Origin of the sequence: Kamptonema formosum PCC 6407, assembly GCF_000332155.1 — a bacterium.
In the GTDB taxonomy this organism is placed as follows: domain Bacteria; phylum Cyanobacteriota; class Cyanobacteriia; order Cyanobacteriales; family Microcoleaceae; genus Kamptonema; species Kamptonema formosum.
Map to the genome: position 1 here is coordinate 639,963 of NZ_KB235903.1, position 21,707 is coordinate 661,669.

The window sequence follows — 21,707 nt, forward strand, 5'->3', positions numbered from 1 at the left end:
CAAAATCGCAGTACGGCTGTTTTTCAAGGGTAGTTCTTTAACCGCCAGGATGGCGGCGTTACCTAGAGAGTGCGTAAGTCCTGTACTTGAGTAATTGGTCAGGATTTACCTAAAAGTATCCGTAACGCCGCCATCTTGGCGGTCAAGAAACCGCGCTTGTTGGCGGCGTTATGTAAGCGTAAGTCCTATTGCTAATTGCTAATTAGGGCTTGCTAATAGGATAAATATCCTCTCACTTTTCCTTCTTCCTTTTTCCTTCTTCCTTCTTCCTTCTTCCTTCTTCCTGAAAATTATGACATCTACTATTGAACAGCTTAAAGCAAAATTTGATCGGGCAATAATCGCAGCCTTTGGCGAAGATTTGGCGGGTACAGATCCGATGCTGGTATTGGCGAGTAATCCTAAATTTGGCGATTATCAGTGTAATGCGGCGATGTCGCTGACGAAGAAGTTGGGGAAACCGCCGCGCGCGATCGCATCGGCAATTATTGAAAATCTGGATGTGGCGGATTTGTGCGAAACTCCGACGATCGCGGGCCCTGGTTTTATCAATTTGACCCTGAAACCAGAGTATTTGGAAGGGGAAGTGAATGCGATCGCCAACAATCCGCGATTGGGAATTGCGCCTACAAAAACGCCGCAGCGAGTAGCGATCGATTTTTCTAGTCCGAATATTGCTAAAGAGATGCACGTCGGACATTTGCGATCGACAATTATTGGAGATTGTCTCGCACGGATTTTAGAATTTCAAGGTCACGATGTTTTACGCTTAAATCATGTAGGCGATTGGGGTACGCAATTCGGAATGTTAATCGCCTATCTGCGGGAAGTTTACCCAGAGGCCTTGACAACTGCTGATGCTTTGGATTTAGGGGATTTAGTTGATTTTTATCGCAAAGCTAAAAAGCGGTTTGATGAAGATGAAACCTTTAAAGAAACAGCCAGACAAGAGGTGGTGCGCTTACAAGCAGGTGCAGAAGATACTCGCCGCGCTTGGAATTTACTATGCGAACAATCCCGTCGCGAATTTCAAGTTATTTACGATTTACTGGATATTAAATTAACTGAACGCGGCGAATCTTTTTATAATCCGCTGTTACCTGGTGTCGTCGAAGATTTGACAAAATTGGGTTTATTGGTGGAAGATAACGGCGCAAAGTGCGTATTTATAGAAGGTTTTACTAATAAAGAAGGTGAACCTTTACCGTTAATTGTCCAGAAGTCAGACGGCGGTTTTAACTATGCGACAACCGATCTAGCCGCGCTGCGCTATCGGATTGAGAAAGATGGTGCAAATCGGTTAATTTATGTTACGGATTCTGGACAAGCTAACCATTTTGCCCAATTTTTTCAGGTAGCGAGAAAGGCGGGTTGGATTCCTGATGATGTAGAGATCGTTCACGTTCCCTTTGGGTTGGTGTTGGGAGAAGATGGGAAGAAGTCGAAAACTCGTTCCGGGGAGACAGTGCGGTTGCGGGATTTGTTGGATGAGGCTATAGTGCGATCGCGTGCCGATTTGGAAAAGCGGTTACAGGAAGAAAAGAGAGAGGAAACTGAGGAGTTTATTGCTAATGTCGCCAAGGTGATTGGTTTGAGTGCGGTGAAGTATGCAGATTTGAGCCAAAATCGCACGAGCAATTATACTTTTAGTTACGATAAAATGCTCGATCTTAAGGGTAATACGGCTCCTTATTTGTTGTATGCTTATGTGCGAGTTAAGGGGATTGGCCGTAAAGGTGAGATTAATTTTGATAATTTGGGTGCGGATGCGAAAGTGATTTTAAAGGAAGATGCAGAGTTAGTTTTGGCTAAGCATTTATTACAATTGAGTGAGGTTGTGGGTGCTGTTGAAGGGGATTTGTTACCTAATCGAATTTGTCAGTATTTGTTTGAGCTAAGTCAGAAGTTTAATCAGTTTTTTGAGCAATGTCCGGTGTTGAAATCTGAGGAACCTTTGAGGACTTCGCGGTTAGTTTTGTGCGATTTGACGGCCAAGACTTTGAAGTTAGGTTTAGGTTTGTTGGGGATTGGAGTGTTGGAGAGGATGTGATATTTGAAGTAGGTTCACTCTGCATCAATTTCATCCCATAGTTCAGAAAGCGGTATTGTCTGTCCTGTCATTGCTTCGTGCCATCCTTGACGGAAACATTCTTCTGCTGACTTCAGTGATTCGCTGTCAGGAATAACAGTTACGCGAACCCGATGACCTGCTAATTCTGAAGCATGGGTAAGAATTTCTTCCCATGTTCCCTCTAGTTCGAGTATTTGTGTTGTCATTTTTTGCTCCACCAAGTTTTTTGGGTTGAGTTTATTATAGCGTGTGAATGATGGCTATTACAGAATTTGAGTTATACTATTTCTCTAAAATCATGCAAGACTCTTCGACCCCCCTAGCCCCCCTTGCAAAGGGGGGGACAAGAAGACTGTTGCATACTTTTTTGAAATTGGTATTACTTCTATTGATAGGCTACGGTAAAAAAGGGAAACCAGGTATTACATTATCTATTTCAGCCATAATTTGCATTGTCTCTTTCAAAGCAACCACGACGCGCTGATAGTGCAACACATCGTCAAAAGATAAACTTCTGTTAGCTTTTTTGCGGTCTTTTAGCCATTTATCCAACACTTGATATCCGCCCACTTTAAACGCCCACACTTCAGGGGGAATACCTTCAAAGTATTGCTGTTTGTTAATATAAACCCGCCGTTGAGATTCATTATAAGTAACTTCACTAACAGCATTATCGCCGCTCACCGGATATTTAGTAATGACTTTATTTAATTTTTGCGATTTCATCAAATGCAGTGCTACCAATTCCTCACCTTTTTTAGCTAATGCTGTGAAAATTTCCTGGTCGCCAGTTAAGGGTAAGCGGGGAAAGTCTATTTTCAAGAATTCTGCATAACGCTGGCGGTAGGTAGGACTGTGAAAGACAGAATAGGCGTAATAAAAGATTGCTTCCGGAGTTGGTATATAGCCGAGTTTTTCGCGAATCGCACTGAGGAACTTTTGGGATAGATTGGCTGTGGGTTCAGTAAACAAGTTTCCTTGTTCGGTCTCTGTGTCAGGGTAAAGATAGAGAGGGAAATAGGAATTAAACTCTCTTGAGTTAATTGAAATTGCATTACAATCTGCTAGCAAACTTGTCACAAAAACATGACGAAATCCTGACTCTACCTGTTGTCGGCATAAAATAAGCGCTAAGTTGGGTTGCAACATTTGCTGCATTACTTCTTTTACAGGTCTTTTTAAAATTCTCTTGCTAAAATAAATCCACCGGACATCAAAAGGCCGATAAAAATAAGAACGCATCAAATTCGCATCGTAGCCTTCAGATAAAGCCATTTGTCTTTCTGCGGCCAAATTCCAGCCTGCCTTATCTTTTAAGCCAAATTTAGCTTGAATCTCGCTAATTGTTACATCTTTTGAGTGAAATAATTTTAATCTTCCTTCCAAATCAGACTTATCTAATGCCGTAGAAAATTCATCTTGGCCAGTTTGAATACCATTTTTATATAATCCGAAAATTTCTGTCACCGGCATCAAAGTTTGATATTCCTCCGCAAATTCTAACTCCTTTGGTGCAAAAAAGTAATTAGGCGGAGAAGGCTGTAACTTTTGCCAGGAAACAGAATCAATATCAGTATTGTTCAAAAACTCATATTTATATTGCCGGCTTCCCCACAAATCATAATAAAAAACTTGGCTAAATTTATTATTTACCTCCAAACTTTTCACCGCCAATAAAATCGCCACACCCTGCTGAATATCAAACACATTTTTATCGATACTGCCATCTGGGGGAGTTTCCTTCAGTAGAGAATTCCCATGTAAATCCATCACATAAATTTTATCAAAACCGTTCAGTAATTGTTCCCGCATTCCGCGATGAATTAAGCCATTTAAATACGAATGATTTGTTATAAATGCAACAATTCCATAGCCTGTTTCTTCGATACGATCATGAGCAAAACAAATAAACTTAATATAGTCATCATCCAACGGTTGAATATTTTTCTCGCCTTCCAACCTGACTCTACCTTTGTAACGTTCCAACAGTTCGCCAATCTTGGTTAATTCTGTAATATTTTTACCTTTTTTCGCTTTCTTAAAAACTTTCTGCCAATCTTTGCCGGTGTATTTAATATCTGCTAAATAAGTTGCATCAGAACTAGCAACTCTGCGCCGTTTACTCGCATTTTGTGAACTTACCGAATAAGGCGGATTTCCCAACACAACCATCACCGGAAAATCCCGCTTAATTGCTGAAGCTTCATTAGCTTCTTGTGCGACAAATTGAGCAAACAGAACCTCCGATTTTTTTAAAGCTTCATCTAAAGTATTCGTAAGATAAACTCCTAAACGCTGCTTGCTGCTGAACTCATAGCCGAGATTTTGCAGTTGCAAACCGAGTTTGAGATGTGCGATCGCATAGGGAGCCATCAACAACTCAAAACCAAATAATCGGGTTAATAAATTCTCCTGCACGTATTGATTCCAACTCCCAGATATTCCCATATCTTCCAGATTTTGATAAATGCGATCGACAACTCCGTAAAGGAAAGTACCCGTACCAGTTGCCGGATCTAAAATTTGCACTCGCGGCTTTTGCGTGTCTGGGTTTTTTGTATTGTCCGCTAATCCTAAAGGCAGATTAAAACGGTTTTTTAGGATATAATCGACAGAGCGAACAATAAATGATACGACGGGTTCAGGAGTGTAGTAAACGCCCCGACTTTTCCGCAAAGCTGGATTGTAAGCTGCTAGAAACGTTTCGTAAAAATGAACTACTGGATCTGATTGTCGAGTGCGGCGACCAAAATTTTCGAGAATAACAGTCATGTCAACTCGCCCTAGTAGCTCCACTAAATCATCTATTGCCCAGTTGATTTGACCGAGTAAATCTGTTTCGATAATACTGTTAAATAACCGTCGCAAAAACGGATTAGTGGCTGGGATGTACGTGCCAGCAGTTCGGCGATCGAAAACTTGATTTCGGGGATTTTGAGCGTGACCAACTCGCGCCGCAAATAAACCGTAGGAAATAGTTTGAGCATACATATCTGCAAAAGCCGCATCATTGAGATCGGGTAGGAGTATTTCATTAAAACCACGTTTGAGTTGATGCAATTCTCCGCTTTCATTTTCTATTTGCAAAGCTGCTTCTGTAGCGAGTAGAATTGATTTGGTTAATCGCGCCATCTGTTTTGCTAAGTCTTCTGGACTATTAATGGCAGCGCCACTGTAGTTAAGAAATCCCTCGATTAGCTCAATAGTTTTCTCAGGGTTTTGGAGTGTAATTTCGTTGCCGATTCTTTTGGCTAAAACTGCGGTTAATCTGACTTTGCCCTCAACATACCAGCGAAACTCTAGATAATTGGTTAAAATTAAGTTACCGTTTAGAGATTCTCGATATCGCTGAAGCTGTTCTGTTTTTTCAACTGGATTTAAATCTAATCCGACATCCTTAGCTTCCACATAACCGACGAGCAAATCGCGCCGTCTGATTGTAAAATCGGGAACGCCTGCTTTATTACCTTTTTCTTCTATGATTGCTTCGAGACTAGCAGCCTGGTTATCGAGTAATTTCTTGAAAGTTGGGTAATGGGTGCGCTCGCTGCCCCGCTGAAGATTATTCTGAATTGAGTGGATGTAGGTATCAAAACGCATTGGCTTCGCCGTTAACGGTATTGATAATTATATAACGGTAAGTGGGGCGCGAGCGCCCTTCCACCCACCAATCTAACTAAAGTGCGATCGCCCCTAACACAAGCCACAGATAACTAATCTTCATCCTCTGTGTTACAATTGTTACAGTATTCGATTCTCAACAAACCCAATGACCATCAAACCGATTCGGTGGGTTGGTGCTGCCCGCGAAGAAATCCAATATCTTCCTGAAGATGCCTGAAAAGAAGTCGGTTTTGCACTTTGGACACTCCAGCAAGGCATACAACCATCAGACTTTAAACCCATGTCGATTGTAGGCAAAGGCGTTGAAGAAATAGCGACCAAATCAAAGCTTTAACTTAAGGTAAAATTGGGCAATTCTCGGTTGATATTTTAATTACAATGCTCAACCAAGTAGGTATGACTGTAAAAGTGGAAATTTGTCCAAAGGTAGCTTGAGACGATTGCCATTTTCTCCCCAAAAAACGATCGCCCTTGTCGCAACATTAACCAATGCTAAAATGATTTAAAAATCAATAAATCGGAATACAGCCCTATGCCTTCACCCTTTCCCGGAATGGACCCCTACTTAGAACACCCCGATTTCTGGCAGGAAACTCACCATTGGTTAATTTCCATGATTGCGGAATCCCTAGTCCCTCAAATTCGCCCCAAATATGAGATCGCTATTGAAAAACGTATCTATCAAATTAACGACACCCATGACAATAATGATGACTCGCTTTTAGTAGGTATCCCCGATGTAGCCATCAAACGTCAACCCAATACCCCCGATATTCCTACCCGTTTAGTTGCCACTGCTACCCTAACAGTTCCCACTACCGTCAAAGTGCCAGCCTCGGAAAAAATTAAACAAACTTATCTAGAAGTACGAGAAATGGCAACTAGGCAAGTTGTCACCGCAATTGAAATTCTTTCTCCAGTCAACAAACGCAATGGAGATGGCAGAATTACTTATCTCAAAAAACGCCAGAGTATTTTAGGTAGCTTAACCCATTTAGTTGAAATCGACTTGCTGCGAAGAGGGGAACCTATGCCCATACTTAACAATTCTATTCAAAGCGATTATCGCGTTTTAGTCAGTCGCAGCGATCGCCGTCCCCTTGCCGAACTTTATGCTTTTAACCTCCGCGATTCTCTACCTGTATTTCTACTTCCCTTACGTGAGGAAGATGTAGAACCTATTGTTAACTTACCAGAATTGTTCGCAGGTGTTTACGATCGCGCGGGCTATGACTATCGAATCGATTACGAGCGAGCTCCGATACCGTCCCTGTCCGAACAAAATCTGGTTTGGGCAAACGAACTTTTACAAGCAACTGGACTGCGAGATAATTAATCCTATTTAACCTTATAGATCGGCGCGTTCACGCCGCAGATATTTCCTCTGGCAAAACATAGAAATCCACATCAATTTCCGCATTCAATTGATGCGCCATCTCAACAAGATACCTATCAAAATGAATCGCGGGGACACTCCCACTCCGATAATAAATTACACAAGAAATCTCCGCATCATAACGCTTACACAACTCTACTAAAGACTGCCATCCTGGTTGAAGCTGTTCCAACACTGATTTTACGTAATCTTCTAAATAAATCGAATTTTCTACTTGTGAATACACGCTCCAACCATTCTGCTTGTGTCGTCTAGTACCCCGTGAAGTAATTAAGTCACCAATTCTCCAAATTTCAGTAGGTTTTATGCCTACTTTGGCGGTGACATCGTCTGGGTCAAACTCCATTCCCACCAACTGGAAATAGGCGTAAATTTCTGATTCCATCCGAATGCTCCTTTTGAAACTTATTAGAAATCATTAATGTTCAAACCTGTTGGTTCACCCGCCCCAATACCACCTTTGGGTTTAATATAGATATTCCCCTCAGTGTCTTTGTAAAGGTCTTTGTTTGCCGTATTGCGCTTACCTTTTATTTTATGGATATTTTCTCCTCCTCTCTGTAGTCTATCAATATCATCCCAAGTTAGTAGCTTATCCTGTCTCCAGTTTCGCTCCTCTTCATCATTATCTGATTCCATGAACCATACCTCACACCCTCAAAATATAAGGGTTGAGATTAATTACAAAATCTCAACCCTCCTCGTATCTTACCCAAATAATCGCTGCTGTCCATCCGCCACAGGCTGGCCCGGATAAATCTCGCGAGTGCCCTTGGGAATGTAAATCCAGCCAAACTCCTGCAAGCGATTAGTCAAGTTAGAAATACTCACTCCCAACTCATCTCGAATTTTATATAAATGCGACCATTTCGTTAAATCTTTACCCTCCCTTTTCTGTTCTAAAATATGCCGAGGCATCAACAAACAACCTGCAAAATATTGTGCTTGCCATTCAATTGATGCGATCTTAGTATCAGCACTCGAACCCCGACAGACAAACGGTTCTTCAGAATCAGAGGCAATTTTTCCAAAATCACCTAAATCTAATTCCAACTGTTTAACAGTACCATCCGCCTCATCGTGATTGATGTGCAGTACCCAATGACCGATCTCGTGCGCGATCGTTGATTCAATAAACCCAGCAGGCAAATCAAGAATCTCTTCATTAATCTCAATTTGCCGCAGCCAGGGGAGAATCCTCGCCGCGATCGCACCTTCTGAATCCGGCGGGATGCAGTCCCAAACTACTCCCAAATCCAGAAAATCAGCCACCATTGACGCTTCAAACGGCCATCTCGGCGCGAAATTTGACGTTTGCTGCATCCGCATCAAAATGTCGTTTGCTTGACGCTCAATAGTTTCTTTGGGATAAAAGCGATACGGCTTAAAGATACTCACTTTGTTGCCCTCTCTCACTTAATGCACAGACTTTTTAATCCAACTGGGATCGTCTTGCATCCGGCGAAAAAGTGCTTGCATTTCCTTCGGATTCTGTCTCAGCAAGGCTTCGTACTGCTGAGGCAATCTCCCCGCCAGAAAAATCAACTCCTCTTGATCCAGATCCAAATTCCGCGCTAACGCTCTAATTACCTCCTCTTTGGGCGGATAATCGGCGCGATCGTTCTCCAGTTTAGATAAGTAAGTAAAGTCCACACTAAGTAAACCAGCTAGCTCACGTTGTGAGTAAGATTTATCCTTCCGAGCTTGGCGAATTAGCCTTCCAAAAGTTTGTTCCACGTTTTTTTCCCTCCAGATCGCTATTGTAGGCTTTTTTGAATAAAAGTTCAACAAAAAGCTTGACGATAAAATCAACTCGCGCTAAGATGGGTATAGTTGATGAGAAAGTCAACGAAAATGCGGTACTGATAGCGTTACGCACCAAAAACAACCAGTTAACACGCCATAGATAGCGTGTCTTGCAGAGGAGTGAATGCGATCGCCCAGCGTAACCGCTGGTACACAAACAAGGAGGAACTGCCATGTTGAGAACTTGGACAGACACGCACTACAAGCTCGAAGACGACGACTGGCTCTATATCGCCGCCCACGAAGAACAAAATTCGGCCTCCCTGGTTTGTCCCGGCTACGCGCGGGATGGCGAAGGTTTTAGTATCCACTTTACGCCAGCGCACGTAGAAATCTTAGAGCATTTAGTTGGTGCTTTAAGGATTATTAAAGCGCAGCAGGAAGCGATGCTTGAATACAGATATCCAGAGCCTAAAACGACAAGCCACTTAATTCGCTAATGGCTAATTGCTAATGGCTATTAGAGTTGTAAATCAAGAGAAAAGAAAGGAAGAAAAACAAATGACTAAGACACAAGAAAAACCAACAATTTCTGTTTTTGGTGCTAAACCCAACGACGCAATTTTAGTTCCAGAAATGCCAATCGCAGTCCGCAATAACTGCCAGTCAGGACAGTGGACAATTGGCGACAAAGACTGCGGCTCGAAGTCTTCAATGACCATTCTCAAATTTAGCAAATTTTTCGGTTCCCTCGGCCAAACTCAGAATACTTTATGGGGGCAATTATGGTTTGTTGCTGAATCCGGGGAATTGCCGCACGGAGTTGTAATGGTCACGTACATTAAAGGCCGAAGCTTAAACGATTTTAACTGCTTAGTTGCCTCAGTTCAAGCGCGAGGTGTAGAGCCGGCAACTGGTCTTTTTGTACCAGAATTCGTTAAACATTCCGGCCAGAAACCCGATGATAATGGTGTAGTAAAACCGATCAATTACTACAGCTTAAAATGGTCTTGGGTTGAACGTTCCGACTGGTCAGTTATTGACCAAGCAGCAGCAGTTTTATCCGATCAAAACAACCTATCACGCATGATCGATCTAGAAAGTACAAAGTCTATGGTGTGCTTGGACAACCTTCCACCCCATGAAATTGCCTGCTTGATGGCCGCTCATACTAATAGCCGAGACGAGACTATGGCCTTGAATTCTAACGGCGGTATCGCCTTACCACCAGCAGCAGAAAAAGTAACTGCTGACGTATTCTAATCGGATTGTAGAGGCGCGAACAATTGCGCCTCTACACTAATTTCAGGATGTATCAAGAGGGTGAAATGAAAAAAGTTGCAAATTTGACTAAATCAGACGTGCGCGAAACCAGTTTGAGACGCAATTTAGACCTAACAAAAGAGATTCGCGCTGATGCTACAAACGATCTCGAAAGTCTGACGGAAGATTTTAAACACATGACTTTAGTAGTCGAGTCTGTGCAGCGAAATTACAAAGCACTTTTGGCACAAAATCAACAACTCAAAGAGACTCTTTTAGGCTTAGTTGAAGAGTGCTATTGTTGGCAAGGTAATCGGTGCGAACGCTGCGAGCGAATTCTTAAAGTTTTAGCTGGTGACAAAGCTGAAGAAAAAATCGATCCAGTTGGAGAATATAAAGCAATTCTCAAGCAACTTCGCAAACTCGGATGATTGATGCGCCCTTCAACTTTAGCTATTGACGGCAGAGTTCGATCGGCGCATCATAGAAGTAGAAAAACTGTTTCTAAAGTACAACCATACAATCAGGAAAAGCAAGATGACACTAGGAAATGTCAAAGACAGCAAAGCCAAGATTTTGCAATCATTTCAGCAAATTTTGACTGAAAAGAAAAAAATCGAATCCAAAGTCGCCACTAAGGAAGAGGAAGCAGAAAAGGCTAAAAACAAACAACTCCTAGAAGTTGCCGCCACTTATACAATTGATAGCATTGTCAAAGGTTTAGCTGACTTACAATTAGATTTTGGCAGCATCATCAACGGAGTAACGGAGAAATTAGGTACAGAATCCTCGAAGTTAGATGAACTCAAACGCGCCCTTGAAATTGAAACCCAACGCTTGCAAGAATTGCAGCAAATTCGCATCGTAGCAGATGCTCTTCATATCTTAACTCAAGAACACCAAGAGAAATTAGCATCGCTAGAACAAAATGCCGGGATTCAGCGAGAAAGTATTGAAAAAGACACGGCTGAAAAACGAAAAGCTTGGCAAAAAGAACAGCAGGAGTTTGAGGTAATTATTGCAGAACAAACTGCATTACTTGCTAAAGAAAGGCAGCGGGAAACAGCAGATTATCAATACGAATTAGAGCGCACTCGCAAAGTAGAAACTGACGAATACGAAGAGTTTAAACGCAAATTAGAACGGGAATTGCAAGCATCTACTCGTGAGAAAGAGAAGAAATGGGTAGAACGGGAAAAATATCTTGCTGACAATCAAGCCGAATTTGAAGAAAATCAAACTAAAGCCGCTGGCTTTGAAGAAGAACTGAAGCAAGCCTATATCAAAGCTAAGGAAGAAGCAATTCAAGAAGTCACCCGCGAAGCGAAAGTAAAAGCAGATTTGTTTGAGAAAGAATGGGAATCTACTAAGCAGGGTTCTGAATTGAAGGTGCAATCGCTACAGGAAACAATTGCACGACAAACTGAACAAATTGCCGACCTTTCCGCTCAATTACAAGCCACGATGAGACAAGCACAAGAATTAGCAATGAAAGCCTTTGCAACTAAGAGTTAACGGTTAACGGTTAACGGTTAACGGTTAATTGTTGATTGTTAGTTTTTGGTTGTTAGTTTTTGGTTGTTACTTGTTAATTGTCATTGCGAGGAACGAAGCAAGCACGAAGCAATCTCAAACCTTTCCTAAACCTTACAATGCGTAAGTCCTGATACATATTTTCCCGATCATCTACTTACTGAGATATAGCATTTCCCAAATATTAGGAGATAGACAACGATGGCAAAAAGCATCAATGACAAGAACACTAAAGCTGAAATCTTAGAAGCTTATAAAGAAGCTGCGAAAGAGAAAGCTGCTTTAGAGTCGCAACTCAAACAGCTTAATAAGGAAAAACCAGCAGTAATTCCTGGACAGCCAAATGTAGTCAAAGAAATTTCAAATTTAGAGGCAGTGAAACCCATGACTTTAACTCAAGTTCAACAACAAAAGTTGCAGTACACGATTGAAAGTTTGATGTTGCTGCAATCAGGTTTTGGGGGTGCTGTCAGCGAATTATCCGAAAAATTGACATCGGAAGCTTCTAAGCTTGAAGAACTCCGACGGACTGTAGCGGAGGAAATTCAACAACTGAAAGACTTGCACAGTTTAGAAGAAGTTGAAGATGAAACTTTGGATAATTTAATCCAACAATACGAACAAAGTTTCAAAGCCTTTGGAGAGGAATTAAGCGAACGGCGCGAAACTGTTGAACAGGAATTATTAGACAGGCGCAAAGCTTGGGAAAAGGAACAAGAGGAGTATAAACGAGCACTAAAAGAACGGAATGATAACCAACAAAAAGCTCATCAGCGCAATCGAGAATCCTATCATTATGAGTTGAATCTTGCGCGGAACTTGAATATTGAAGAATACGATTTAAATAAGAAGGCGCTCTATAAGCAAATGGAAGAATTTCAGCAAGCACAAGAGCAACAATGGGCTGAGCGTGAAAAGGCAATTGCCGACCGCGAAAAACTGTATGCTGAGGTTAAAGCCAAGGTTGAAGCTTTCCCGAAAGAGTTGGAAGCAAATATCAAGAATGGCAAAGATAATGGTCGCAATATCGGCAATTATCAAGCCAAGATTAAGTCTGATTTGTATGCTAAGGAAGTGGAAGGACAAAAACAATACTACGAGTTACAAGTTCAATCCTTATCTCAGACAATTCAAAATCAAGACACGCGAATTGCTAATCTATCAAAACAACTTGATTCTGCTCTGAAACAGGTGCAAGATTTGGCGGTGAAAGCTATCGAAGGTTCATCGAATTTAAGTTCTTTCCAAGCTGTTAAGGAAATCGCTCTTGAGCAAGCGAAGACTCAGCAGAAAAATAAATAAAAAGGTCTAATATAAAATCCGGGTTAGCCATCCCCTTTATTAGCAATAATTCGTCATTGTTCGCTGTGCGAAGCAATCGCCTAGTCTCTGCGATTGCTTCGCACAGCGAACAATGATAATAAAAGGGGTAGTAAACCCGGATTTGGTATAAGTCCTGTAATTTGGAGAATTGGTATCAGGAGTGAGAAAAAATTAGATGAGAACGGATAACAATCAATCACTAACAATTACTGATTCAGAATATCGCCTCGGTGTATAAACCCAAACACCACCATATTTACGATCGATTATCCGAGTTTGACTCGATCCAATAATCACCAAAGTTCTCATATCGGCATCTTCAGGCTGAAATTGATCGAGAGTGCAAACCTTCACTGATTGACCCGGCCGGCCGAGATTGCGTCCCAAGACAACGGGAGTTTCAGGCGATCGCAATTTTAATAAAATTTCCTTTGCCTTACCTAGTTGCCAAGTGCGCTGTTTTGATACTGGATTGTAAAGGGCGATCGCGAAATCAGCGCCGGCCGCAGCAATAATCCGCTGTTCGATCGCTGACCAAGGCTTAAGAATATCCGAAAGTGAAACCACGCAAAAATCATGGCCCAGAGGGGCCCCAATCAGCGCAGCAGCAGCCTGCATTGCCGAAATTCCCGGCGCAACCCGAATTTCTAGACCCTCCCATTCCGGCTTAGCTTCCCGTTCCAACACCTCAAATACAGCCGCAGCCATCGCAAAAATGCCGGGATCTCCCGACGAAACCACAGCTACAGATTTGCCTTCTGCGGCCAAATCTAAGGCAAAACGCGCCCGGTCTAATTCTTCGCGATTATCAGAATCGTGTCGTCTTTGTCCCTGTCTCTGGGAGCCCGCTAAATCGAGATAGAACTTGTAGCCAACCCAATCCGTAGCTTCACGCAATATTTCTTTGACTTCCGGGGACATCCACTGTGTCCCTCCTGGCCCCGTCCCCACTATTGCCAGTTGACCGCGTGGGTGTCCGATAGTATCAGGATAGATCGGTGTCGATGCGATCGCGATCGCTACGCCCGCCGCAGGTATCGCGCCACTCATCTCCCCAAATTCCTGACATCTCACCAATCGCCCCCCAACACCCACAGCCGTAAGCGCAATTCGTCCCGCCATTATCCCTTTCTCTTCTCTGTGGGCCTGTGGAAATGGTGCATTAATATCAGCAGGAAATTCGACAAGTTCAGTTGGATCGAAAAAACGGGTAGGAACTTTAAACTTTTGAGCGATCGCTTCCATTGCCGGCTCTCCCATATTACCTTTGACAGCAAAGATCGCGGCAACAGATGCGGCTGCTAACCCTAAATCGTCTAAAAGTTGCTGCACATAAGCCAGCGCGATTTCTGGTTCAATGCTGGATAAAGAGGTCAGCGCGATCGCCACAGTTGCGGGATGATATACCAAACAATCAGCCTTTGGTACAACCGCTTTTTCGGTCACGCAAACCGTTAATTTTCCCAGACTGGCGATCGGTAACTTGCTATCACTTAACCAAGGTGCAATACCATCTAGTTGTAGCGTCGCCCCTGCTAACAAATCAGAAATAAAAGTTTTAGCATTTTCTGGGTTTGCCAGATAGTAACCTTGGGGAGGATTAAGTAAAGCAGTCCGAAAGCGGATATCGCCTGTGGTAGTAATTGCTGGCTGTACGCCTAAAGCTGTGGCAATTTCTCTAGCTAACTCATTTACACCATGCAATCCTCCTAATAATGGTACAACCGCACTGCCATCTTCCGCGACTGCTAAAACTGGGGGTTCGTAGCGTTTATCTGTAATTAAAGGGGCGAGAGTACGGATCAGAATTCCCGCAGCACAAATACCGATAATTGGAGTGCCGGCGGCGAATAATTCCCGTAAAGTTTCGCCAAAGTTGGTGAAGGTAATATCAACATCCCAAGTGCGATCTGCTAAGCCATAGAGGGAAGATCCGGGTAAGGCGGCGATGATTTGTCGTGCCAGGGGTACGCTATTTTGACCTAAAATGACAATTGCTGGGGAAACTGGATTCACGGTGAAAATTTAATTAATAATTGCTATGTTCCAAGAGGATTGCGATCCTAATTGGGAAGCTACAAATTTAATTTTACCATTAATACAGTAAGAAGGGTGAAGTATCCCGAACCAGCCACACCATAAATGCGGTCATTACCCCCTAAACCGTCAAGAGTATCACCCAAATCTGTACCAAGGACTGTATCATTTCCCTCAGTTGCAGTTGTTGGTGTTGAATATTGAACAGTAAATCCGTCTATTTTGTAGCGAATATCCCTCTTTTGTCACTCTATTTTATTACCCAATCGGATGACTTTACTGATAGACTTTAAAGTGTTCTATCGGCAATAACTTAAATAATTTTTTTGATAGAAAATCAAATTATTCCCAAATCTCGATTATTTTACATCCCTATAATCAACTCCTTCACTGGTATCTCTACCGTACAAACCTGTAATTTTACCCGTTAACTCCTCCATTTTTTCCCTAACTTGCCTGGAAGTAATTGTATTCAAAGCCACGCCAGATTGACGCGCAATCGCCGCCGCCACGCCAATTCCTTGACCTTGATAAATATTAACTGTTAAAATTCTTCCCACTGATACAGCCATCCCCACATATCCCGATGAACGTCCAACAATTGCTAAATTGTTTACCTTTGTAGCTAAAGCACTTTCAATACCAAAGTTATACACAGGAAGAGGGGGGATTTTGATTGATAATCCTTTAACTCCGCCTCGTAAATCAAAATCATAGGAGAAACTACCGATAGATTTTTCTGGTTCAGTTCCTCCTTTGATGATTTCCTCTCCTGTCAAGGGATCGACAACATCGCGGATATTTAATGTTTGCCTGATATAGATTTCATCTGGGATAAATAATCTCACATCTTTACCAGACATTTTTTGTAGCCAAGCCTGGATAGATGACATTTCTTGAATCATTTCTGAGTTTGGTTTTCTGCCATTTTCTTCGAGTTCAATAACTTTATCAACGGGGTATTTAAACAAAAACCCATTCCAAGATAAGGAGTTATCTTTGTAGATGCAAATATTAGCGCGATCGAAAAAGAAGCCCGCCTGATTAAAGGGTTTATTATGTTCTAAATGGTAGGCTGCACCTAATACTGAACTTCTGATATTATAACCATCGCGATAGGGTTGATAAATAGGTTGCCAAAAATTTCTCATCCAGAATTCAGCCCCTGCTGGATCTTGATATTTATTAATGCTATCTTCTATTTTTGTCACTAACTCTTGATTGTAGATAATCTCATCTTCAATCTTTTTTAACTCTGGTATTGTTAAGCCTGTAATCGTCGGTACTAAAGATACTGATAATGTAGAATCTCGCAATTTTGGCGATTGAGATTCATAGCCACGATAATAAGACAAGCCAGCTTTTCTGGCTAATTCTGCATCTTGAGTTGTATCAATATAGGAGTCAGCTTTAATTCGGATATTGTTTTCTTTAACTTCTACATATTCAATTTTTTGATTGGCGACATGAGGGTTAAGAGTAGAACCAGAAACGATCGTTATTCCGGCTTCTGATAGCATTTCTTTCAATGCTAGATCGCCTGTTTTAACCTCTAAGCAAGCTTCGGAAACTTGAGCTTTATCTAAGAAGTTAAGGAAACATTGGGCGTAGGGTTCGGAATACCAACTTGGTATTTTATCTAAGTCAACATAGCCTAAACCACCGCGTGTAAGTACGCCGCCTAGAGGTGCAGTAGGATGATTTGAACGGACTAAGGCAACTTTTCCATTGGGGCCTAAAGATTTTTTTGCCCAAATTGCTGCACATACCCCTGGAACTTCATCTCCATAAACTACTACATCATAGTTTTGATAAATTGCAGGTGTTTGTGCGGCTATCTCTGGTGATTTTGGTGTGTTAATATGAGCTTCTAATGTAGCGCTGGCTTGGTTGGTTTTTAAGATATAATTAGATGCTTGTCTAATATATTGTGAGTCGATTAATAGTTTTAATGTTATGAAGAATAGGATAATTCCGCCGATTTTCTTTAAGTTGGGAAGCATTCAGTTAGATTGTTAATGGATATTGAGAGCGTAAAAGTTGCTCTGCGGGGTTTACGCTGTTGAATATAGCACTTCGGGGGGATTTTGACATAAGTTAATGATGTTTTGGGGGTTGGCGGTTTGTGGGGGTTTTGGGTAACGGTTGCTTTTTTGCTGTTAGTATGTTATGGGTGCGATGTTTGTGGTTGGCTAGGTGTAGGTATTTTTGATGTCTGGTTTCAGTAATGCGATCGGCTACAATTAATAAATCAGGCTCGCACTTGGGAACAAAGTCTATTAAAGAAAAATTATGGATGAATTGGTCACATCCCCAGAAAAATATATCGCCTTTTTAGATGAAGTATGGCAAGCCGCGTCTGACAGTGATGGTGATCCACAAGTTGTCTATCCCATCTTTTCTGCTAACCTAGATAAATTCAATCAGATATTAGTGGAACTGTACCCAAATTGGGCTAACAATATTCTCTCGCAAGCAGAAGCAGACAAAGCTCGAAATGTTGCAGTGAACTTTTTACATTTTAGTAATTTAATTCGCCAGTTCCCTTTAAACAAAAATGCTAGTAAACAGGAAATCGCAATTATTGGTTACAAATTAGTTTTAACCGTCTTCACTCGCCATAAATTTCCTGAAAAGTGGGCAAGAACTCAAAAGAATCTGGGATTTGCCTACTCTGACAAAATCACTGACGATCAGACTAAAGCGATCAGTTGTTATCAAATGGCTTTAAAAGTATACACCCGTGCCGATTTTGCTGAAGATTGGGCTAATATTCAAAAAAATCTAGGACTTGCCTATTTTAAGAAAATCACGGGTGATCAGACTAAGAATATAAATACGGCGATCGATTATTATGAAAGTGCTTTAGAAGTATACACCTTTGACAAATTTCCTGAAGAGTGGGCAGCGACTCACAAGCATCTGGGAGAGGCTTACTTTAAGAAAAACAGGTGGAATGCAGCTATCGCTTATTATAACCAGGCTTTAGTAGTTTACACCCGTGATGATTTTCCTGAGTCTTGGGCAAATATTCAAAATAATCTGGGAGATGCCTACTTTGAGAAATTCACTGGCAACCAAGATGAGAATATTGATGATGAAAATATTGATGCTGCGATTAGTTGTTATCAAAACGCTTTAGAATTCTTCACCCATGCCGATTTTCCTGAGTCTTGGGCAAAGAGTCAAAATAATCTGGGAGATGCCTACTTTAAGAAAAGTATGGGCAAGCGATATGAGAATATTGATGCGGCGATCACTTGTTACAAACTAGCTTTAAAAGTATACACCTATGCCGATTTTCCTGGATCTTGGGCAAAGATTAAAAATAATCTGGAAACTGCCTACGAGGAAAAAATCACCAGCAACTGTGCTGAGGATATTGATGATGCTATCGCTTATTATCAAGAGGCTTTAGAATTCTTCACCCGTAGCGATTTTCCTAAGTCTTGGGTATACACTCAAAATAATCTCGGACTTGCCTACTTTAAGAAAAGTACGGGCAACCGAGATGAGAATATAGATGCTGCGATCACTTGTTTTGAAAAGGCTTTAAAAGTTGATGGCACATCTTACTTTTTTCGTCAATATAAGGCTAAGATTCAAAATAATCTGCTAAGTGCCTACAAGGAAAAAATCACCGGCAACCGGACTGAGAATATAGATACCGATGTTAAAACACTAAAGTGCCAGCCAGAATATTCTCCCAACCAATTCTCTCAAGAAACAGGCTTCACCGAACCCCAACTAACCCAATGGAAAAACGCCATTAACCGCAAAGGCCAAACCATCATCCAAGGCCCACCCGGAACCGGCAAAACCTTCATAGCAGAAAGACTTGCCAAACACTTAATCGGCGGAGGTGATGGCTTCTCAGACATTATCCAATTTCACCCCGCCTACACCTATGAAGACTTTATCGAAGGCCTCCGGCCAATAACTGAAAACGGACAATTAACCTACTCAATAGTTCCCGGTAGATTCCGACAATTCTGCAAAAAAGCCGAAGGCCGTGAAGATACTTGCGTACTCATTATTGATGAAATTAATCGTGCAAATCTCTCTCAAGTCTTTGGGGAATTAATGTATCTTTTAGATGAACGAGAAAACACAGAACGCTTTATTATATTAGCTAGCGGTGAACCATTTAGAATCCCTACAAATGTCCGCATTATTGGCACTATGAACACCGCAGACCGTTCTATTGCCCTAGTCGATAATGCACTCCGCCGCCGCTTTGCATTTATCCCTATTTCTCCCAACTATGAACTATTGCAAAACTATCATAATAGAGAGGAAACAGATTTTCCAGTTAATAAATTAATTGGTATTCTCAAAGATGTTAATCAGGCAATTAACAATAAACACTATGAACTAGGTATTTCATTCTTTTTGACAAAAACCTTAGCTGAAGATATCCAAGATATTTGGCAAATGGAAATTGAGCCTTACTTGGAAGAATACTTTTTTGATAATCAGACAAAAATGAATAAATTCCTCTGGAATAAAATTAAAGATGAATTGAGCAAAGCATAATCTTATGAAACAGGAATTACCCGAACCCATCAGACTCACAGAATATCAAGTAGTAACATTTAAAAAACATGAAATTACTGAATCCGTCGGACAGAAAATACATCAGAATTACAGGAAGAAAATCAAGATAAAATTTCCCAACTTTACCACAGGAGATAAATGGCAATTAAAATCTAAAGGCATAGTTGGTCATATTCCAATCACTCCAGAATTTCACATTATTATCAAGCCAAAAGTCCCGATTGCCAACTTATTTGGAATGCTTGAATATGCCTATAAATTTAATATAAATTTTCAAAAAGAACTGATAAAGTGTGAATATTTAGAACAACTCTATGAACGATTAGCAAACATCCTTGCTGAGAAAATTATCGAACGCTGTTGCAAAGGATTATATCGCGATTATTTACCCAAAACCGAAAAACTGGGTTATATTCGCGGCCGCCTCGATATCCGCCAAGCTGTTCAAAAACCTTGGGAAGTTCAAATAAAATGTCACTATAACGAACAAACAAGCGATATCGAAGATAATCAAATTCTAGCTTGGACACTCTTTATTATTGGTCGTAGCGGTTTGTGTGGCGAATTAGTCTCCTCGAAGGTGCGAAAAGCATTTCACACACTCCAAGGAGTTGTTACCATAAAATCTTTTACTTCACAAGCTTGTATTGATAGAAATTATCACCGTTTAAATCAAGATTATCAACTTTTACACGCCTTATGTCGCTTCTTTCTGGAGAATACAGGCCCAAGTCACGAAAAAGGCGATCGCGAGATGGTTCCCTTTCTAATAAATATGGCTAATTTATATGAACAATTTGTTGCTGAATGGCTGAAAGCAAATACACCCAAAGACTTTTTCATCGAACAACAATACCGAGTTACCCATGACCAACATTATTTCGATCGGATTGACTTAATTTTACGCGATATTGAAACCCAAAAAGTCGAATACGTCCTCGATACTAAATACAAAGTTCCCGAAAAAGTAGCCAATAGTGACTATCATCAAATAGTCGCCTATGCAAATGCAGTAAACTGTAAAAATGCAATTCTGATCTACCCGCAAAATCTCAAAGTTCCAAGAGACACAAAAATTGGCGATATCCGAGTTCGTAGTCTAACTTTTTCCCTAGATAGCGACCTCAATCAAGCCGGAAAAACCTTCTTAACCTCTCTACTTGCAAACACCATTCTCTAACTTTTATCTCCACCCTTAAAACTTCAATGATTTGAGCTCTAGGGTGGAGGCAAACACTGCTTGTCCTACCTGTCTAACCACAGGCGCAGTTAGATCAAACATTCGGACTGGCAGGAGACATCGATGTGGCTTCCTTGCCTTTGGTGACAGCTAGTGCAGCAACTTCGCGATCGATAAAAAACAACCCCTGTCCGTCTGTACCAATCAGTTTGATCTTGTCAAGAATGCTCTTAAACAAGAACTCCTCCTGGTGTTGTTCTGCAACGTACCATTGGAGAAATTGCAGGGTAGGATAATCTGGTTCTGTATTTGCCAAATGAACTAGATCGTTGATTTTGCCAGTAATGTATTGTTCATGGCTGTAGATTTTTTCAAACATTTCCTGCAACGAGTTAAACTCTCTCGGTGGTGCTTCCATTCCACCAATAATGGCTAATGCACCAGTTTCTTGTAAGTAACTGATTAAACGTCGCATGTGCATTGTTTCTTCATCGGCGTGTTGACTGAGAAAGGTCGCACAACCATCTAAAGCTTTGTAGGCGCACCAAGAACTCATTTGCAAATAAAGGTGAGAGGAAAACATTTCCAGGTTGATTTGTTCGTTCAACCGATCGATCATCACTTGGGGCAACATAGCAAAAATCTCTTTGATAACTTAATCACTCTAAAGTTATAACATGAATGAGTCAAATCTAGTTAGTTAGATGCTTCGTGCTAGAGTCAGAATTCACCCACTCATACAGTTCCAAACTCTCCGGCGCACAGCTATGGCAACCGCCACATTGTTTGCCTGCCAGTTTACGCACACGCCCTTTGCGAATCAGCACATGGAGCATTTCTCGCAGAGCATCTGCATCAGTTTGAAACTGACGGGCAAGTTCTTCTAGAGACGTTTGGGGATGAGTACGGAGGTAGGTTTGTAGTTGTTGCAGAATCATGGGAGTGAAGAAGGGGCTAGGGGCTAGGGGCTAGGGGCT

The 21,707-nt window shown here is 41.4% G+C and carries 19 protein-coding genes; 9 read left to right on the top strand and 10 right to left on the bottom strand.

Annotated features, from left to right (window positions below):
- Positions 1–292 precede the first annotated feature (292 nt).
- Positions 293–2,050 (top strand): arginine--tRNA ligase, encoded by a 1,758-nt coding sequence (gene argS / locus OSCIL6407_RS0107905; protein ID WP_019487092.1) that lies wholly within the window; start codon positions 293–295, stop codon positions 2,048–2,050.
- A gap of 14 nt (positions 2,051–2,064) precedes the next feature.
- Here argS and OSCIL6407_RS0107910 read toward each other — a convergent pair whose 3' ends face one another.
- Positions 2,065–2,277 (bottom strand): hypothetical protein, encoded by a 213-nt coding sequence (locus tag OSCIL6407_RS0107910; protein ID WP_007356444.1) that lies wholly within the window; start codon positions 2,275–2,277, stop codon positions 2,065–2,067.
- Between the two features lie 190 nt (positions 2,278–2,467).
- Positions 2,468–5,671: a type ISP restriction/modification enzyme gene (locus tag OSCIL6407_RS0107915; RefSeq protein WP_007356443.1), complete on the bottom strand. Its 3,204-nt coding sequence runs from the start codon at positions 5,669–5,671 to the stop codon at positions 2,468–2,470.
- Between the two features lie 556 nt (positions 5,672–6,227).
- On the opposite strand from OSCIL6407_RS0107915, the gene OSCIL6407_RS0107920 reads away from it, so the two are divergent.
- The gene (locus OSCIL6407_RS0107920) at positions 6,228–7,031 is read left to right on the top strand and encodes a DUF4058 family protein (RefSeq protein WP_007356442.1); all 804 of its coding nucleotides are present in this window, start codon (positions 6,228–6,230) and stop codon (positions 7,029–7,031) included.
- A gap of 28 nt (positions 7,032–7,059) precedes the next feature.
- Here the strand turns inward: OSCIL6407_RS0107920 and OSCIL6407_RS0107925 are convergent, their stop codons facing one another.
- The 4 genes from OSCIL6407_RS0107925 to OSCIL6407_RS0107940 all read right to left on the bottom strand — a co-directional run bounded on the left by OSCIL6407_RS0107925 (position 7,060) and on the right by OSCIL6407_RS0107940 (position 8,828).
- A complete protein-coding gene (locus OSCIL6407_RS0107925; RefSeq protein ID WP_007356441.1) occupies positions 7,060–7,476 on the bottom strand; it encodes a DUF4279 domain-containing protein in 417 nt (138 codons plus the stop codon).
- Positions 7,477–7,499: 23 nt separating this feature from the next.
- A complete protein-coding gene (locus tag OSCIL6407_RS0107930; protein ID WP_007356440.1) occupies positions 7,500–7,730 on the bottom strand; it encodes a polymorphic toxin type 33 domain-containing protein in 231 nt (76 codons plus the stop codon).
- Between the two features lie 69 nt (positions 7,731–7,799).
- Positions 7,800–8,489: an ImmA/IrrE family metallo-endopeptidase gene (locus OSCIL6407_RS0107935; protein ID WP_007356439.1), complete on the bottom strand. Its 690-nt coding sequence runs from the start codon at positions 8,487–8,489 to the stop codon at positions 7,800–7,802.
- A gap of 18 nt (positions 8,490–8,507) precedes the next feature.
- Entirely contained in the window at positions 8,508–8,828 is a 321-nt protein-coding gene (locus tag OSCIL6407_RS0107940; protein WP_007356438.1) for a helix-turn-helix domain-containing protein, read from the bottom strand.
- 242 nt (positions 8,829–9,070) lie between these two features.
- Between OSCIL6407_RS0107940 and OSCIL6407_RS0107945 the strand changes: the two genes are divergently transcribed.
- The 5 genes from OSCIL6407_RS0107945 (at position 9,071) to OSCIL6407_RS0107965 (ending at position 12,935) form a co-directional block, all read left to right on the top strand.
- A complete protein-coding gene (locus OSCIL6407_RS0107945; RefSeq protein ID WP_007356436.1) occupies positions 9,071–9,337 on the top strand; it encodes a hypothetical protein in 267 nt (88 codons plus the stop codon).
- 61 nt (positions 9,338–9,398) lie between these two features.
- Positions 9,399–10,100 (top strand): hypothetical protein, encoded by a 702-nt coding sequence (locus OSCIL6407_RS0107950; protein ID WP_007356435.1) that lies wholly within the window; start codon positions 9,399–9,401, stop codon positions 10,098–10,100.
- 65 nt (positions 10,101–10,165) lie between these two features.
- The gene (locus OSCIL6407_RS0107955; RefSeq protein ID WP_026103678.1) at positions 10,166–10,531 is read left to right on the top strand and encodes a hypothetical protein; all 366 of its coding nucleotides are present in this window, start codon (positions 10,166–10,168) and stop codon (positions 10,529–10,531) included.
- Between the two features lie 106 nt (positions 10,532–10,637).
- On the top strand, positions 10,638–11,615 hold the full coding sequence (locus OSCIL6407_RS0107960) for a coiled-coil domain-containing protein (RefSeq protein ID WP_007356433.1): 978 nt from the start codon (positions 10,638–10,640) through the stop codon (positions 11,613–11,615).
- A 219-nt stretch (positions 11,616–11,834) separates the two neighbouring features.
- Positions 11,835–12,935: a hypothetical protein gene (locus tag OSCIL6407_RS0107965; RefSeq protein WP_007356432.1), complete on the top strand. Its 1,101-nt coding sequence runs from the start codon at positions 11,835–11,837 to the stop codon at positions 12,933–12,935.
- 213 nt (positions 12,936–13,148) lie between these two features.
- On the opposite strand, the gene cobJ is transcribed toward OSCIL6407_RS0107965, so the two are convergent.
- Together cobJ and OSCIL6407_RS0107975 are read right to left on the bottom strand one after the other, a co-directional pair.
- Positions 13,149–14,972, bottom strand: a complete 1,824-nt coding sequence (cobJ, locus tag OSCIL6407_RS0107970) for a precorrin-3B C(17)-methyltransferase (RefSeq protein WP_007356431.1) — start codon at positions 14,970–14,972, stop codon at positions 13,149–13,151.
- Positions 14,973–15,352: 380 nt separating this feature from the next.
- Positions 15,353–16,996: an FAD-dependent oxidoreductase gene (locus OSCIL6407_RS0107975; protein ID WP_007356430.1), complete on the bottom strand. Its 1,644-nt coding sequence runs from the start codon at positions 16,994–16,996 to the stop codon at positions 15,353–15,355.
- Between the two features lie 289 nt (positions 16,997–17,285).
- Between OSCIL6407_RS0107975 and OSCIL6407_RS0107980 the strand changes: the two genes are divergently transcribed.
- Positions 17,286–19,529, top strand: a complete 2,244-nt coding sequence (locus tag OSCIL6407_RS0107980) for an AAA family ATPase (RefSeq protein WP_007356428.1) — start codon at positions 17,286–17,288, stop codon at positions 19,527–19,529.
- A 4-nt stretch (positions 19,530–19,533) separates the two neighbouring features.
- Positions 19,534–20,730: an McrC family protein gene (locus OSCIL6407_RS0107985; protein ID WP_007356427.1), complete on the top strand. Its 1,197-nt coding sequence runs from the start codon at positions 19,534–19,536 to the stop codon at positions 20,728–20,730.
- Positions 20,731–20,824: 94 nt separating this feature from the next.
- Here the strand turns inward: OSCIL6407_RS0107985 and ftnA are convergent, their stop codons facing one another.
- A complete protein-coding gene (gene ftnA, locus OSCIL6407_RS0107990) occupies positions 20,825–21,364 on the bottom strand; it encodes a non-heme ferritin (protein ID WP_007356426.1) in 540 nt (179 codons plus the stop codon).
- A gap of 58 nt (positions 21,365–21,422) precedes the next feature.
- Positions 21,423–21,668, bottom strand: a complete 246-nt coding sequence (locus tag OSCIL6407_RS0107995) for a FeoC-like transcriptional regulator (protein WP_007356425.1) — start codon at positions 21,666–21,668, stop codon at positions 21,423–21,425.
- Positions 21,669–21,707: the final 39 nt, after the last annotated feature.

Excerpts from the sequence above, each read along its gene's own strand:
- argS (WP_019487092.1), top strand. The coding sequence starts at position 293 with ATGACATCTACTATTGAACAGCTTAAAGCAAAATTTGATCGGGCAATA.
- OSCIL6407_RS0107910 (WP_007356444.1), bottom strand. The coding sequence starts at position 2,277 with ATGACAACACAAATACTCGAACTAGAGGGAACATGGGAAGAAATTCTT.
- OSCIL6407_RS0107915 (WP_007356443.1), bottom strand. The coding sequence starts at position 5,671 with ATGCGTTTTGATACCTACATCCACTCAATTCAGAATAATCTTCAGCGG.
- OSCIL6407_RS0107920 (WP_007356442.1), top strand. The coding sequence starts at position 6,228 with ATGCCTTCACCCTTTCCCGGAATGGACCCCTACTTAGAACACCCCGAT.
- OSCIL6407_RS0107925 (WP_007356441.1), bottom strand. The coding sequence starts at position 7,476 with ATGGAATCAGAAATTTACGCCTATTTCCAGTTGGTGGGAATGGAGTTT.
- OSCIL6407_RS0107930 (WP_007356440.1), bottom strand. The coding sequence starts at position 7,730 with ATGGAATCAGATAATGATGAAGAGGAGCGAAACTGGAGACAGGATAAG.
- OSCIL6407_RS0107945 (WP_007356436.1), top strand. The coding sequence starts at position 9,071 with ATGTTGAGAACTTGGACAGACACGCACTACAAGCTCGAAGACGACGAC.
- OSCIL6407_RS0107950 (WP_007356435.1), top strand. The coding sequence starts at position 9,399 with ATGACTAAGACACAAGAAAAACCAACAATTTCTGTTTTTGGTGCTAAA.
- OSCIL6407_RS0107955 (WP_026103678.1), top strand. The coding sequence starts at position 10,166 with ATGAAAAAAGTTGCAAATTTGACTAAATCAGACGTGCGCGAAACCAGT.
- OSCIL6407_RS0107960 (WP_007356433.1), top strand. The coding sequence starts at position 10,638 with ATGACACTAGGAAATGTCAAAGACAGCAAAGCCAAGATTTTGCAATCA.
- OSCIL6407_RS0107965 (WP_007356432.1), top strand. The coding sequence starts at position 11,835 with ATGGCAAAAAGCATCAATGACAAGAACACTAAAGCTGAAATCTTAGAA.
- OSCIL6407_RS0107975 (WP_007356430.1), bottom strand. The coding sequence starts at position 16,996 with ATGCTTCCCAACTTAAAGAAAATCGGCGGAATTATCCTATTCTTCATA.
- OSCIL6407_RS0107980 (WP_007356428.1), top strand. The coding sequence starts at position 17,286 with ATGGATGAATTGGTCACATCCCCAGAAAAATATATCGCCTTTTTAGAT.
- OSCIL6407_RS0107985 (WP_007356427.1), top strand. The coding sequence starts at position 19,534 with ATGAAACAGGAATTACCCGAACCCATCAGACTCACAGAATATCAAGTA.
- ftnA (WP_007356426.1), bottom strand. The coding sequence starts at position 21,364 with ATGTTGCCCCAAGTGATGATCGATCGGTTGAACGAACAAATCAACCTG.
- OSCIL6407_RS0107995 (WP_007356425.1), bottom strand. The coding sequence starts at position 21,668 with ATGATTCTGCAACAACTACAAACCTACCTCCGTACTCATCCCCAAACG.